Annotated in this window: 12 protein-coding genes and 4 tRNA genes; 6 read left to right on the top strand and 10 right to left on the bottom strand. The window is 49.3% G+C overall.

Going from position 1 to position 13,913, the window contains the following annotated elements; all coding sequences use genetic code 11:
• The first annotated feature begins 252 nt into the window (after positions 1-252).
• The 6 genes from FTT68_RS07610 to FTT68_RS07585 are packed head-to-tail and all read left to right on the top strand — an operon-like array spanning position 253 to position 6,482.
• Positions 253-3,090: a monovalent cation/H+ antiporter subunit A gene (locus FTT68_RS07610; protein WP_104499198.1), complete on the top strand. Its 2,838-nt coding sequence runs from the start codon at positions 253-255 to the stop codon at positions 3,088-3,090.
• 2 nt (positions 3,091-3,092) lie between these two features.
• Positions 3,093-3,458 (top strand): Na+/H+ antiporter subunit C, encoded by a 366-nt coding sequence (locus tag FTT68_RS07605; RefSeq protein WP_075167613.1) that lies wholly within the window; start codon positions 3,093-3,095, stop codon positions 3,456-3,458.
• Complete coding sequence (locus FTT68_RS07600) at positions 3,458-5,266, top strand: monovalent cation/H+ antiporter subunit D (RefSeq protein ID WP_168370333.1); 1,809 nt, start codon at positions 3,458-3,460, stop codon at positions 5,264-5,266. Before FTT68_RS07605 ends, FTT68_RS07600 begins: the two co-directional genes overlap by 1 nt.
• Before the next feature lie 2 nt (positions 5,267-5,268).
• Positions 5,269-5,790 carry a Na+/H+ antiporter subunit E gene (locus FTT68_RS07595; protein WP_104499197.1) on the top strand — a complete coding sequence of 174 codons (522 nt, stop codon included), beginning with the start codon at positions 5,269-5,271 and terminating at the stop codon, positions 5,788-5,790.
• Positions 5,787-6,062, top strand: a complete 276-nt coding sequence (locus FTT68_RS07590; RefSeq protein WP_168370332.1) for a monovalent cation/H+ antiporter subunit F — start codon at positions 5,787-5,789, stop codon at positions 6,060-6,062. The genes FTT68_RS07595 and FTT68_RS07590 overlap by 4 nt, the downstream gene beginning before the upstream one ends.
• Positions 6,063-6,071: 9 nt before the next feature.
• On the top strand, positions 6,072-6,482 hold the full coding sequence (locus tag FTT68_RS07585) for a Na+/H+ antiporter subunit G (RefSeq protein ID WP_168370331.1): 411 nt from the start codon (positions 6,072-6,074) through the stop codon (positions 6,480-6,482).
• A 200-nt stretch (positions 6,483-6,682) separates the two neighbouring features.
• Here FTT68_RS07585 and FTT68_RS07580 read toward each other — a convergent pair whose 3' ends face one another.
• From FTT68_RS07580 to tpiA, 10 genes are all read right to left on the bottom strand, one after another.
• Positions 6,683-7,087: a ribosome-binding factor A gene (locus FTT68_RS07580; RefSeq protein WP_005181793.1), complete on the bottom strand. Its 405-nt coding sequence runs from the start codon at positions 7,085-7,087 to the stop codon at positions 6,683-6,685.
• Complete coding sequence (gene infB / locus FTT68_RS07575) at positions 7,087-9,807, bottom strand: translation initiation factor IF-2 (RefSeq protein WP_005181788.1); 2,721 nt, start codon at positions 9,805-9,807, stop codon at positions 7,087-7,089. The genes FTT68_RS07580 and infB overlap by 1 nt, the downstream gene beginning before the upstream one ends.
• 10 nt (positions 9,808-9,817) lie before the next feature.
• Positions 9,818-11,302: a transcription termination factor NusA gene (gene nusA, locus FTT68_RS07570; RefSeq protein ID WP_005181786.1), complete on the bottom strand. Its 1,485-nt coding sequence runs from the start codon at positions 11,300-11,302 to the stop codon at positions 9,818-9,820.
• A gap of 32 nt (positions 11,303-11,334) precedes the next feature.
• Positions 11,335-11,859 carry a ribosome maturation factor RimP gene (gene rimP / locus FTT68_RS07565; protein ID WP_005181784.1) on the bottom strand — a complete coding sequence of 175 codons (525 nt, stop codon included), beginning with the start codon at positions 11,857-11,859 and terminating at the stop codon, positions 11,335-11,337.
• Between the two features lie 228 nt (positions 11,860-12,087).
• Positions 12,088-12,164 (bottom strand) — tRNA-Met (locus tag FTT68_RS07560).
• A gap of 143 nt (positions 12,165-12,307) precedes the next feature.
• Positions 12,308-12,384: transfer RNA gene (locus FTT68_RS07555), tRNA-Met, on the bottom strand.
• A 78-nt stretch (positions 12,385-12,462) separates the two neighbouring features.
• Positions 12,463-12,539 (bottom strand) — tRNA-Met (locus FTT68_RS07550).
• 51 nt (positions 12,540-12,590) lie between these two features.
• Positions 12,591-12,675, bottom strand: a tRNA-Leu gene (locus FTT68_RS07545).
• Positions 12,676-12,728: 53 nt separating this feature from the next.
• Positions 12,729-13,058, bottom strand: coding sequence for a preprotein translocase subunit SecG (gene secG, locus FTT68_RS07540; RefSeq protein WP_005181783.1), 330 nt, complete (start codon positions 13,056-13,058; stop codon positions 12,729-12,731).
• Positions 13,059-13,071: 13 nt separating this feature from the next.
• Entirely contained in the window at positions 13,072-13,863 is a 792-nt protein-coding gene (gene tpiA / locus FTT68_RS07535; protein ID WP_005181780.1) for a triose-phosphate isomerase, read from the bottom strand.
• Positions 13,864-13,913: the final 50 nt, after the last annotated feature.

Genomic DNA, 13,913 nt, shown 5'->3' with positions numbered 1-13,913 from the left:
GGCGTATAATGTCTGCCGTGTGCGCAAAAACAAATTGATGTTGTTTTATTCATGTAATAAAATCAATCAGATTTATATTTTTATAGTAAAATCCGATTTTCTATAAGTTTCTCAAGTTGCGCAACACAACTTGTTTATTTAGACATAATTCTATTTTTCGGCTTTCAAGATTGAGTATTTTGGACTGCTCCTTGCATTCCTGTAATCCTTGAAAGATAAGATTCACCCTTAGGTTTTGAACCTATCAAGACAATGGATACGAGTGTGCTATCGATTATTATATTGCTACCGCTGGTACTTGGCACAACCCTTGTCTCGTGGCTGAAGCAATTCTCGCGCGGGGTAACGGCTTTAGGGGCGATAGGAGTCAGTTTAAGCAGTCTGATCCTGTTACTGACTCAAGCAAAGGATGTCTTTAATGGCGCCACCATCATTCAGTCATGGTCGTGGCTACCCCAGTTAGGGATTGATTTAAGCTTTCGCCTGGATGCTTTAGGTTTATTATTTTCTTTGCTGATTACCGGTATCGGTACCCTCATCTTTATTTATGCTTATTATTATTTAAGCCCCAAAAACTCCCTCAGCAAACTGTATCTCCTGCTCATGCTGTTTATGGCAGCCATGCTCGGGATTTCATTGTCGAATAACCTGATTATCCTGCTGGTGTTCTGGGAACTGACCAGTATTTCCTCCTTCCTGCTGGTGGGTTACTGGAGCAATTACGAAGCGGCTCAACGCGGCTCACGTATGGCCCTGACCATTACCGGCATGGGTGGCTTGGCTATGCTCGGTGGTTTTGTCCTGCTCGGACAGATCACCGGCACCTATGAGCTAGACCAGATTCTGACCATGACCGATCAGATTCAAAGCCATGCGCTGTTTGTACCCAGTTTATTGCTGATTTTACTCGGCGCCTTTACCAAAAGTGCCCAGTTCCCGTTCCATTTCTGGTTGCCGAATGCCATGGCGGCACCAACGCCGGTATCGGCCTATCTGCACTCCGCGACCATGGTGAAAGCCGGAATTTTCCTGCTGGCACGTCTGCTGCCAATTTTTGCCGGCGCAGCGCTGTACCATAATCTGGTGACCTTTGTTGGTCTGTTTACCCTGTGTATCGCGGCTTTCTTTGCCATTTTCAAAGAAGATCTGAAAGGTCTGCTGGCCTATTCCACCATCAGCCATTTGGGCCTGATTGTCTGCCTGCTCGGGATTGGTTCTCCGCTGGCCGTGGCTGCAGCCATTTTCCATATTATCAACCACGCCACCTTTAAAGCGGCGCTGTTCATGATTGCCGGGATTATTGACCATGAATCCGGCACCCGTGATTTACGCAAACTGAGTGGCTTATGGCAGCTGTTACCGTTTACCGGTACGCTAACCATGATTACGGCTGCGTCGATGGCAGGTGTGCCTCTGTTCAACGGCTTCCTGTCCAAAGAAATGTTCTTTACCGAACTGCTGGCCAATTTAAGCGGACCGGTGGTGGTGATCTCGGCAATTGTCGCGACACTGGCCGGTATTTTTGCCGTGGCCTATTCGGTGCGCTTAGTGCATGGCGTGTTCTTCGATGGCCCGATTGGCAAAGACGTACCCAATAAAGATGCACATGAACCGCCAATGGGCATGCGCGCACCGGCCCTGATTCTGGCGATTTTATGTATTGCTGTCGGCCTGTTCCCTGCCCTGCTGGTTGAGCATCTGGTCAATAGCACCACCCGTGCCAGTACCCAGCTGATGAATTTTGAAGGCACCCATCTGGCCATCTGGCACGGCTTTAACCTGCCATTGCTAATGAGTGTGATTGCGCTGGTGGGCGGTCTGGTGATGTATTTTGCCCTGGCCAAAGGCGGCCGTATCCGCGAGATTGATCTTGATCCGGCATTGGGCCGCTTACAGGGACGGGTGTTATTTGACCTGTTCTTAAAAGGCCTATTGCTGAACTCGCGCCGCTTTAAACGCCTGACCGAAAACGGCTCCCTACAAAGTTATCTGTTCTGGATTCTGGTGTTTACTATTGCATTAGTTTCTGTGCCGCTGCTGAATCAGGGGATTGGTACCGGTACGCGTGAGCTGACCCAGGCACCTGCGATTGCCATTGTCTTGTGGCTATTATTATTCAGTGCCTGCTGGATGATGCTGTGGTTCCATCATGAACGGATTAAAGCCGTATTAATCAGTGGTGCTGTCGGTCTGGTGGTAACCATGATCTTTGTGACCTTATCGGCTCCGGATCTGGCCCAAACCCAGATTACCGTCGATGTGGTGACGACCGTGCTGTTATTGATGAGCCTGTCACTGCTGCCACAATTAACCCCGTATGAATCGAGCAGCACCCGTCGCTGGCGCGATGCCGGGATTGCAATTCTGGCCGGTGCTGGTATTAGCTGGCTGGCCTGGTTAATCATGACCCGTGATCACAACTCGATTTCATGGTTCTTTAACCAGCAGTCGATTCCACTGGGCGGCGGTACCAACGTGGTCAACGTGATTCTGGTCGACTTCCGTGGCTTCGATACCTTCGGTGAAATTACCGTACTCGGTATTGCTGCCATTGGCGCCCTCTGCCTGATGGATGGGATGCGTGCCCACGGCACCACCATGACGCAGGGCCTGACCTATCGTTTTAACCCATCTCCACTGATGCTGCGCATGACCGCTTCCTGGATTTTACCGGTGGCCTTAGTGGTCAGCCTGTATATTTTCCTGCGCGGGCACAATCTGCCAGGCGGTGGCTTTATTGCCGGACTGGTCACATCAATGGCACTGATCATTCAGTACATTGCCATTGGTCAGGACCAAACCGAGCAAATGCTGAAAGCCAAATCCGGACGTTTATATGAAATCTGGATTGGTTCCGGTCTGACCATTGCCGGCCTGACCGGGATTGCAGCCTGGTTCTGGGGCCGTCCATTCCTGACCAGTGCACATATTTATGTCAATCCGCCGGTGATTGGTGAACTGCATTTGGCTTCAGCGGCACTGTTTGATGTTGGAGTTTACGTTACCGTTGTCGGGGCAACCATGTTGCTGATTTCCGTGCTGGGCGACTCGCGTCACTCCAGTATGTCTGGTCCAATTCCTCGGGGGTAAGCATGATTAGTATCGAATTTTTAGTCGCAACCTCTGTAGGTTTACTGGTCGCCACCGGCGTGTACCTGATCTTAAGGGCACGTACCTTTCCGGTGGTACTGGGCCTGGCCATGATTGGTTATGCAGTCAATATTTTCCTGTTCGCCATGGGCCGGATTCAGCTGAATGCACCGGCCATTTTAACCACGGCAGCACAATCCACCGACCCTTTACCGCAAGCACTGGTGCTGACTGCTATTGTAATTGGCTTTGCCACCACCGCCTTTGTGGTGCAACTGGCCTTACGCAGCCGTTATGAATCGGGAACCGACCATGTGGATGCCAAAGATGATCCTGCTTTACTTGACCCACGTGAGGATGAGCCATAATGCATGACTTTATCCAATTCTGGGCGCAACACACTCCTATTCTCAGCATCCTGCTGCCGGCTTTTACCGGTTTTATTCTGGTGCTGCTGGGCAACCCGGGTTCGGGTTCGCTGTCGTATGACTGGCGCCAGCCGTGGCGTCGTGGCATCAGCCTGATTTCCACTATTCTCGGACTGGGCTTGGCGATCAGCTATCTGATGCTGGCCAAAACCGGCCAGATTACCGTCTACAACCTGTCCGAATGGTCAGCTCCATTCGGGATTGTACTGGTACTGGATCAGCTGTCTGCGCTAATGCTGGTGCTGACTTACGGTCTGGCCTTGCCAGTGCTGTGGTTCGCCTGCCAGCAATGGGATGAACGTGGCCGCTACTTCCATGCCATGTTCCATTTCCTGATGATGGGCTTGTGCGGGGCTTTCCTCACCGGCGATTTATTTAACCTGTTCGTATTTTTTGAAGTGCTACTGCTGGCTTCATATGTACTCTTGCTGCACAGTCAGGGCAAACCGCGCTTTCAGCTTGGGGTGCATTATGTCACCATCAACCTGCTGGCTTCAGCACTGTTCCTGATTGGTCTGGGCATGATTTACGGCAGTGTTGGCAGCCTTAACATGGCCGATGTGGCGCGTTTAATACCGACGCTGGCAGAAGATCAGCATCGTCTGGCGGTGGTCGGCGGCTTGATCCTGTTTATTGTGTTCGGGATTAAAGCGGCGATGCTGCCGGTCGGCTTCTGGTTACCGAAAACCTATGCCGTAGCAGCTACCCCTGTGGCGGCGATTTTTACCATTATGACTAAGGTCGGGATTTATGCGATTTTAAGGGTCAATGGGACGGTCTTTGATGATGAACTGAGCCAGAAAATTCTCAGCAACTGGTTATTGCCAATTGGCCTGATTACCTCACTGTATGGCGTCATTGGCGCGATTGGGGCAGAACGCTTACGTCGTTTTGTCGGCTTTATGATGCTGTCGTCGGTTGGGACCATCCTGATTGCGATTGCCCTGTTTAGCACCCAGGCCTGGACGGCAGCGCTGTATTACTTGGTACACAGTACCTTAATTGCCGCTGCCTTCTATCTGTTCTGCGGCTGGGTCACGGCGCAGCGCGGTGAATTTAAGGATCACTTTAATATCGCCCCGCAAATGAAACAGCATAAAGTGATGTCAATTACCTATCTGCTGATTGCACTGATGATTGCCGGCCTGCCGCCTTTTAGTGGCTTCCTCGGTAAAGTATTCTTGTTACAGGCCACGGCTGATGCGCCTTATCAGGGCATTATTATTGCCGTGGTGCTGCTAGTTGGTTTACTCAGTATTCTGGCCCTGACCCGGGTTGGCTTTATCCTGTTCTGGCGCGCATCGCGTCCGGAAGATGATCCGGACAATGACGCCTATCACAGCTACCAGGCCCTGCCAGCCAAGGCCCCGAAAGGCAATGATAAGGCCATTTACCTGTTATTGGCAGCACTGGTGGCTTATGTGGTTTTTGCTAATCCAATCCAGCGTTATGCCTTTAGCACGGCCCAGCAAATGCAGAACAACCGTCTGTATGAAATGGCGGTGTTAAAGCAGGATGAAACCGGCCAGGTGATTAGCGTCCAGCCTTATGATCCAAACTATTTGCCAGAAACCAAATACAGTGGTGAAAAACCGGACCCGAATGCCAAGCTGATTCCGTATGTAATCAGTCCAAATACACTGGAAGGTGAGCATATTTCGGACTATAAACAACGTCAGATCAATCAGCAGATTGAGCAGGACGCCGCAAGCAACGACCTGCCACAACTTAAACCTATGGAGCCATAACTATGCAAAAGACATCGTTTTGGGATATCTGGCTGCCACATCCCTTTGTTTCGGTGATTGTGGCCATTAGCTGGTTGTTACTGGCACATAGTGTTTCTGCCGGCAATCTGCTGATGGCATTGATCCTGAGTATCCTGATTCCACTGATGGTCAAACCGTTTATTGCCCGCACCCCGAATATCCACTGGGTGCCAGCCTTTAAACTGTTCTGGGTGGTGGTCTGGGATATTATCCTGTCCAATATCCGCGTCGCCAAACAGGTGCTGGGACCCACCGATGCGCTGCATCCGAAATGGTTCCGTGTACCGCTGGAGACCGAGCATGAACAGGTCAACACCTTGCTGGCGATGATCATTACCACCACGCCAGGGACGGTCACGGCCGGTATTGACCAGGACCGCGGCGATATTCTGGTGCATGCCTTAAGTACCGATGATGAAGAAGCTGAAATTGCCCTGATCAAGAGCCGTTATGAACAGCCGCTGATTGAAATCTTTAACGTCAAGACAGGAGTGGCCTCATGATGATATTGCCTTATGCGATTGGCATCTGCCTGATTGCCATTGCCGGCTCGATGTTTATGTGCCTGATTCGTCTGATTATGGGACCGTCAATTGTCGACCGTCTGCTGGCGCTAGATACCCTGTTCTTAAATGCGACCTGCCTGATTGTAGTACTGGGTATTTACTGGACCAGCACTTCACTGTTTGAAGGTGCATTACTGGTGGCGATGCTGGGCTTTGTTTCAACCGCTGCCCTGGCCCGTTACTTCACCTCTGGCCACGTGATTGATTAGGAGAACAGCATGCAACTGATGATGGAAATCCTGGTCTCCATTTTCCTGTTAATCGGCACCTTCTTTATGCTGGTCGGCGGAATTGGCATGATTCGTCTGCCGGACCTGTTTATGCGCCTGCATGCCCCGACCAAGTCCAGTACCTTAGGTCTGGGCAGCTTCCTGATTGCTGCCATTATTTATTCAGCTTATCTGGGTCGCTTTGGTTTTGCCGAAGTGCTGATTACCCTGTTTGCCTTTATTACCGCGCCGGTATCGGCCAACCTGATGGCACAGGCAGCCCTGCATTTACGTCTGCGCTCGATGAGTGGTGAAGTCCCAGAAACCCTGGAACGTCCGCTACCATGGCAGCGTAGCCGTCACCGCGCCTTTACAGATCGTGAACCACTGGGCAGAATCAAACCCTCTAAAGACGAATAAGTCTTCGCGTCATCTTCTAAAAAAACCTGACCCGGATTGTTCCTGGTCAGGTTTTTTATGTGCTGTCTCAACCGCCCTGCCCTTGCCTGATTGCAATCTTAAAGGGCTTGTATCCGCTGAGAAATAGCAAGTCAAGCAATTATGAAGGACATAAAAAAGCCACCCGAAGGTGGCTTTTTTGCATAGACCTGCTGGCCTACTTATTCTTCATCTTTTTTTGCATCGGCAGCTGGTAAATCTTTTACTGCTTCTGCAATCAGACCAAACATATAGTTACCGTAGGCATTGGTTTTATCGTAATGGAAACGCAAACGCGGCGTAATCCGGGTCTTGATCCGACGGCTCAGCTCATGGCGCAGGAAACCGGAGGCTTTGTTAAGCACATCCAGGGTTTCCTTGTTTGCCGCTTCACTTTGCTCATCGCCAAGTTCACGACCCATTACGGTCACATACACTTCGGCATAGCCTAAATCTGGGCTGACTTTCACCGCCGAGATGGTCACCAGACCACCCAGACGTGGATCTTTCAGCTCCTGGCGGATCAGGTCGGACAACTCGCGTTGTACCGTATCTGCCATTCGCTTAAGACGCTGACTACCCGCCATTAAAGACTCCGTTTAATTAGTTGGACATCGTACACTTCAATCTTGTCTTGTACTTTGATGTCTTTATAGCCTTTGACTGCAAGACCACATTCCATACCGGCACGGACTTCTTCCACCACGTCTTTATAACGACGCAGAGATTCAAGTTCACCCTGGAACACCACCACATCATCACGTAATACGCGAATCGGCTTGTTACGGTGTAAAGTACCTTCCAGTACCATACAGCCTGCTGCTGCACCGAACTTGCTTGAGTGGAATACTTCACGGACTTCAGCCACACCCAGAATCGTTTCACGGTGTTCTGGTGCCAGTTTGCCGCTCATCGCATCTTTCACGTCATCAATCAATTGATAGATGATCGAGTAGTAACGGATGTCGATACCGTCAGCATCGGCTTTTTGACGTGCAGTATTGTCGGCACGAACGTTAAAGCCCAGCAGTACCGCTTCTGAAGATTCAGCCAGCGTTACGTCAGATTCAGTGATCGCACCGACACCTGAACCAATCACACGGACTTTCACTTCATCCGTTGAAAGCTCGGCCAGTGCCACGTGCAATGCTTCCAGCGTACCACGTACGTCAGTTTTCAGTACCACGTTCACAATCGGCACATCTTTCTTGCCCATAGACGCCATGATGTTCTCAAGACGCATTGCAGACTGACGCTCAAGACGTTTCTGACGTTCACGATCCATACGCGCATCAGCAACTTCACGCGCTTTCTTCTCGTCATTGACCACCAGTACTTCATCACCCGCCATTGGCGCTTCTGGCAGACCCAGAATTTCCACTGGAATTGATGGACCAGCAGACTTGATGCGTTTACCGTTTTCATCGGTCATGGCACGTACACGGCCATAAGATGAACCGGCAAGTACCAAGTCACCCACTTTCAGGGTACCGTTTTGAACCAGAATCGAGGTCACTGCACCACGGCCTTTATCAACACGTGCTTCAATCACCACACCTTGTGCTGCACCTTCTTCAGAGGCTTTCAATTCCATCATTTCTGCTTGAATTGAAATCAGGTCAAGTAATTCGTCAATGCCGGCACCGGTATGCGCGGAAACTTTGGCGACTGGAACATCACCGCCCCATTCTTCAGGCACGATTTCCTTGGTGGTTAATTCGTTCAGTACGCGGTCTGGATCAGCTGAATCTTTGTCCATCTTGTTGATGGCAACAATGATTGGCGTACCCGCTGCACGCGCATGGTCAATCGCTTCTGCAGTTTGTGGCATCACGCCATCATCTGCTGCAACCACCAACACCACGATATCAGTCGCTTTGGCACCACGTGAACGCATCGCGGTAAACGCGGCGTGACCCGGAGTATCCAGGAAGGTGATGATACCTTTGTCTGTTGTCACATGGTAAGCACCGATATGCTGGGTAATACCACCGGCTTCGCCTTGTGCCACTTTAGCACGGCGGATACGGTCAAGAAGCGAGGTTTTACCATGGTCAACGTGACCCATGATGGTAACAACAGGTGGACGCGTAGTTTGCTCACCACGTGCTTCTTCAGCCGCTTCCAGCAGGTTGTCTTCTGCCGCAGTTTCAGACACCAGCACCGGATTGTGGCCCATTTCTTCAACCACAAGCACCGCAGTATCCTGATCAATGGCCTGGTTTTGTGTGACCAGCTCACCCATCTTCATCAGGGTCTTGATTACTTCACGTACTTTAATTGCCATTTTCGCAGCCAAGTCAGCCACAATAATGGTTTCACCAATTTCTACATCATAAACCTGTTTTTTCACCGGTTTTTCAAAGCCATGCTTGTTGGCCTGACTGGTTTTTAAACCACGTTTATGCGAGTTGTCACGGAATGACTGTTCTTCACCACGACGGCCGCCTTTCTTCTGGCCACGGGTATCTTTGGTTCCGCCACCACGTTTGATTTCACGGTCTTCTTTGGCAAATGAATCTTCATACGCCTGACCCACCAGACCTGCGGCCAATGGTGAATCATCAATTACGCGAATGGTCGGTGCAGCATCATCAGATGAATACTTCGATGCCATTTTACGCATTTGCTCAAGGGTACGTTGCTGCGCTTCTTCAGCTGCCTTACGACGTGCAGCTTCTTCAGTCGCTTTCAACTGTGCTGCCTGTTCTTCACGGGCGCGTTTTTGCTCAGGCGTTTCAACCACTTTAACCTGGGCTTTCACCACTGGCTTGTTGGTTGATTTACGCTTCACCACCACAGCGGCTTTAGAAGTTTCCTGTTTGGCGGTTTCCTGTTTCGCAGCAGCACGCATTGCTTCTAAGGCCTGTTTGGCTTTAGATTCGCCTTTGCTGGCAGCTTCTGGCGCAGCTTTTGGCTTCGCCGGTTCACGGGCTTGCTGTTCAGCTGCTTTGGCTTCTGCTTCAGCCTGTGCTTTGGCCAAAGCTTCTGCTTTGATTTGCTCAGGGTCTGGCTTGACAAATGTATGCTTCTTGCGCACTTCTACATTAATTGTTTTCGCCTTACCTGACGTACTTGCCACTTTAGCAGTACTGGTAGTTTTACGTTTCAACGTGATTTGTCCTGCATTACCCGCATCTTGACCATGTACTTTTTTCAAGTGGGTCACGAGGGTATCTTGTTGTTCAGTGGAAATAATGTCGTCAGCTTTACGTTGCGGTAAACCTGCATCACGAACCTGCTCCAGGAGTTTCTCAACTGGACGTCCTACGCTGAGCGCTAACTCTTTAATCGTCTTGTCCGTCATACATTACCTCCTAGTTAAACCATGATTCGCGTGCTTTCATAATGAGTTGACCCGCTTTGTCAGCACCTAGACCTTCAATATCTGCGATATCGTCGGTGGCCTGGTCTGCCAAGTCATCAACGGTCACTACACCACGAGCAGCAAGCGCATAGGCGATCTCTTGTGTCATCCCTTCCATTGCCAGAAGTTCGTCACTCGGATCCTGAATATTTTCTTGCTGTTTTAACGCATCTGCCAAAGCCACTTCTTTGGCACGACTTTGCAATAATTCAACCAGCTCGGCATCAAGCTCAATTTCATCAAATGTTTCTGCTGGTACATAGGCAATCTCTTCCAGTGAAGTGAAGCCCATTTCAACCAGTGCCATCGCCAGGTCTTCTGCAATGTCCAAACGCGATACAAACATATCCAGATATTGCTGCGCTTCATTTTGCTGACGCGCGTAATATTCTTCTTCCAGCATCATGTCCAGTTTATAACCGGTCAGTTCAGATGCCAGACGTACGTTTTGACCTTGTGAACCAATGGCACGGGCCAATTGATCGCTGGTGGCAAAAATAATGTCAGCAGTACGTGCATCTTCATCAATCACGATACTCGATACATCAGCCGGCTCTAAAGCGCTGGCAATGTACTGTGCCGGATCATCTGACCACACCACCACATCAATACGTTCACCATTAAGTTCCTGCTGGACTGCCTGGATACGCGTACCACGCATACCAATACATGCACCAACCGGATCAATACGATGATCGTTGGTTTTCACTGCAATCTTAGCACGAACGCCTGGTTGACGCGCAGCCGCCTTGATTTCAATGATTTCTTCAGAAATTTCAGGAATTTCTTTTTTCATTAACGCCATCAGCATTTCAGGTTTTGCACGTGACAATAATAATTGCGCACCACGACCTTCACGGTTGACGTTAAATAAAATGGCATTCACGCGCTGTTTTGGACGCAGAATTTCCTTTGGAATCATTTCTTCACGTGCCAGATACGCTTCGGCATTGTCACCTAAATCAATGATAAAGCCATCTTTGGTCTGCTTTTTCACTTCACCGTAAATCAGCTCGCCCACTTTGGCTTCATAAGCATCGGCAACGAGTGCACGTTCTGCTTCACGAATTTTCTGAACAATTACCTGTTTGGCAATTTGCGCCGCAATACGACCGAAATCAATTGATTCCACTTCAAGTTCGCGAATGTCACCAATTGACCACTGCGCCGGATCGACATCAGAAATCGCATCCTGACATGCTGGCATTTCATGATCTTCATCCGCCACCACTTCCCATTGACGGAAAGTACGGTAGTCACCTGTTTTACGGTCGATTTCTACACGTAAACGTGCTTCTTCCGCATTTGTGCCTTCGTAAAATTTCTTTTTCGTCGCAGCAACAAGAGCCTGCTCTAGCGCCTCAAAGATTGCTTCACGACTTACACCTTTTTCGTTACTAACCGTTTCAACGACGGTAAGAATTTCGCGTGCCATAAGTCACCTATTTTAGATTCTTATTTATTGAATTAATCTTGATAAACCAGATTGGCCTTATCGATATTATGGCTGTCAATTTCCAGCACTTGCTGTTTTTCAACTTCAACCTGAATGGTTTCATTTTCAAGGTCAACTGCCACCAGTTTCGCCTGGAATTTACGACGGTTTTCTACCGCGCTAATCAAACGCAAGGCAATGGTCTGGCCAATATAGGCAGGAAGCTGTTCCAGCTGGAAAAACGGACGATCCCAACCTGGTGAAGACACTTCGAGTGCATATTCACCTGAGATCGGATCATGAACGTCCAAAATGGCGCCCACTTGCTGAGTCACGCGCACACAATCCTGTACGCCTACACCACGACCCTGCTCGAGTTCACCGTCTTCATTCAGGACCGGTGCGGCATTTTCATCAACCGCTTTGTCGATATAAATACGCAATAGTGAGCGTTTACCTTGTGGCAGGAATTCAATTCCCCACAAATCTACATCACAGGCTGCAACTGCGGGTGCAATCAAGTCCTGGAGTGCCTGGGTTTTATTTGATAGCTTCATTTACTCTCGTCATATGGGTGCGATTCAATGGCCTGATCTGACCACTACAGTCTCATTCAAGCTATAGTAGTAGTGAAACATGACACTTGAGTTTATGCCGTATCCGGCTCATATCGACACTACACGATAGCCAATAAAAAAGGGCGTAAATCGCCCCTATTATTACACAGAAAAACCAATGTCCACTGTGCAAAAAGGCCCACCTTGTTGTGAGCCTCTTAAGAAACTTGGTAGCGGGAGCTGGATTTGAACCAACGACCTTCGGGTTATGAGCCCGACGAGCTACCAGACTGCTCCATCCCGCATCAACGTGCAAAAATTATATACAAAATATGCGCAATTTTCAATGAAAATCGTATGTCCTGTATATGGCGTTATTTATCGCTGAAGAATGAGTAACAAGCGTCAGATTCAACCAACATGAAATATATTACTCAACCATTAAAAATGGTAGCGGGAGCTGGATTTGAACCAACGACCTTCGGGTTATGAGCCCGACGAGCTACCAGACTGCTCCATCCCGCATCAGCGTACAAATAACTCTTCTCAGCTCAAGAAACTTAAGCCGCCTTTTTAAAGTTTGCATCTTTAAAAAGGATTGATTGGTAGCGGGAGCTGGATTTGAACCAACGACCTTCGGGTTATGAGCCCGACGAGCTACCAGACTGCTCCATCCCGCATCAACAGAAGTTTTGCTGCATACACCAAACTTATGTTCTGGATTATAAGTTTGGTGCGGAAGGGGGGACTTGAACCCCCACGCCCGAAAGCACTACCACCTCAAGGTAGCGTGTCTACCAATTCCACCACCACCGCAGCTGTGACGCATTCTAGTCGCATCACCGCGAAAAATAAAGGCCTAATTGCAATTATTCGCCAGTTTGAGGTGTAGTTGGTGAAGAATCAGGCAATGTTGCCGGCGCGGTTGTGGTCGCCGGAATTGATTTTAAACTGTAGGCATCGGTGGTTTGCTGTTTGGCAAATACCGCCAGGGTCAGACTGGTGATAAAGAACAAAGCCGTTAAAATTCCAGTCAAACGGGTCATAAAATTACCCGAACCAGAGGCACCAAATACGGTCGCCGCACCGCCGCCACCAAAAGAAGCACCAGCATCTGCCCCTTTGCCGTGCTGAACTAGAATCAGCACAATCATCAAGACGGCTAAAATAATATGTACTACCAGCACAAAAGTTTGCATGCTGAACTCCTAATTATTGTGTATTGGCAAAGGCCTGCGCAATTTGATGGAACGATGCCGCATTTAAAGAAGCACCGCCGACCAGCGCGCCATTAATATCTGGGCAGGCTGCTAACTCTACTGCATTTTCCGGCTTAACACTACCACCGTACAGAATAGCCATTTGCGGACCATAGCTGGTCAGCTGGGTCAGACCTTCACGAATTTTGGCATGCATGGCCTGCGCATCTTCAGGCGAAGCGGTTTTACCAGTACCAATGGCCCAGATTGGCTCATAGGCAATTACAATATTCTGCCACTGCTCTGCCTCGACCACTGCCGCAATGTCACAAATCTGCTGTAATACCACCTGCTCGGCCTGGCCACTTTCACGCTGCTGCAGGCTTTCACCGACACAGTAAATTACGGTCAGACCGGCTGCCAGTGCATTTTGAATTTTTGCATTTAGAATTTGCACATTTTCAGCAAAAATTTCACGGCGTTCTGAATGACCGACCAGTACAAAGCCAATCTGGCTGTCTTTTAATAGCTCGGCACTCACCTCACCAGTATAAGCACCTAAACCAGCAATACGTGAAACATCTTGTGCCACGGTATACACCGGACGTACCGCAGTTTTCAGCTGTTCCTGAACACTGCCCAATGCGATTGCAACTGGCGCAACCCCTAAATGACACTGTGCGGCATCAATGGCCTGCTGTTCTAATAATGTTTTAAATTCTGAAACCAGCTGTTGCGCTTCTGCTTGCACTGGGTTCATTTTCCAATTGCCAATCACCCAAGGCGTAATCGCCGAACCCGACATACAATACCTATTCAAATACCTATGTTTCAATCGCGCACATTCTACACGTA

The sequence above is a fragment of the Acinetobacter sp. Q85-2 genome (assembly GCF_013420555.1).
In the GTDB taxonomy this organism is placed as follows: domain Bacteria; phylum Pseudomonadota; class Gammaproteobacteria; order Pseudomonadales; family Moraxellaceae; genus Acinetobacter; species Acinetobacter indicus.
This window is presented reverse-complemented; position numbering and strand designations above follow the sequence as displayed.

Excerpts from the sequence above, each read along its gene's own strand:
- FTT68_RS07605 (WP_075167613.1), top strand. The coding sequence starts at position 3,093 with ATGATTAGTATCGAATTTTTAGTCGCAACCTCTGTAGGTTTACTGGTC.
- tpiA (WP_005181780.1), bottom strand. The coding sequence starts at position 13,863 with ATGTCGGGTTCGGCGATTACGCCTTGGGTGATTGGCAATTGGAAAATG.
- FTT68_RS07610 (WP_104499198.1), top strand. The coding sequence starts at position 253 with ATGGATACGAGTGTGCTATCGATTATTATATTGCTACCGCTGGTACTT.
- secG (WP_005181783.1), bottom strand. The coding sequence starts at position 13,058 with ATGCAAACTTTTGTGCTGGTAGTACATATTATTTTAGCCGTCTTGATG.
- FTT68_RS07580 (WP_005181793.1), bottom strand. The coding sequence starts at position 7,087 with ATGGCGGGTAGTCAGCGTCTTAAGCGAATGGCAGATACGGTACAACGC.
- infB (WP_005181788.1), bottom strand. The coding sequence starts at position 9,807 with ATGACGGACAAGACGATTAAAGAGTTAGCGCTCAGCGTAGGACGTCCA.
- rimP (WP_005181784.1), bottom strand. The coding sequence starts at position 11,859 with ATGAAGCTATCAAATAAAACCCAGGCACTCCAGGACTTGATTGCACCC.
- FTT68_RS07600 (WP_168370333.1), top strand. The coding sequence starts at position 3,458 with ATGCATGACTTTATCCAATTCTGGGCGCAACACACTCCTATTCTCAGC.
- nusA (WP_005181786.1), bottom strand. The coding sequence starts at position 11,302 with ATGGCACGCGAAATTCTTACCGTCGTTGAAACGGTTAGTAACGAAAAA.
- FTT68_RS07590 (WP_168370332.1), top strand. The coding sequence starts at position 5,787 with ATGATGATATTGCCTTATGCGATTGGCATCTGCCTGATTGCCATTGCC.
- FTT68_RS07595 (WP_104499197.1), top strand. The coding sequence starts at position 5,269 with ATGCAAAAGACATCGTTTTGGGATATCTGGCTGCCACATCCCTTTGTT.
- FTT68_RS07585 (WP_168370331.1), top strand. The coding sequence starts at position 6,072 with ATGCAACTGATGATGGAAATCCTGGTCTCCATTTTCCTGTTAATCGGC.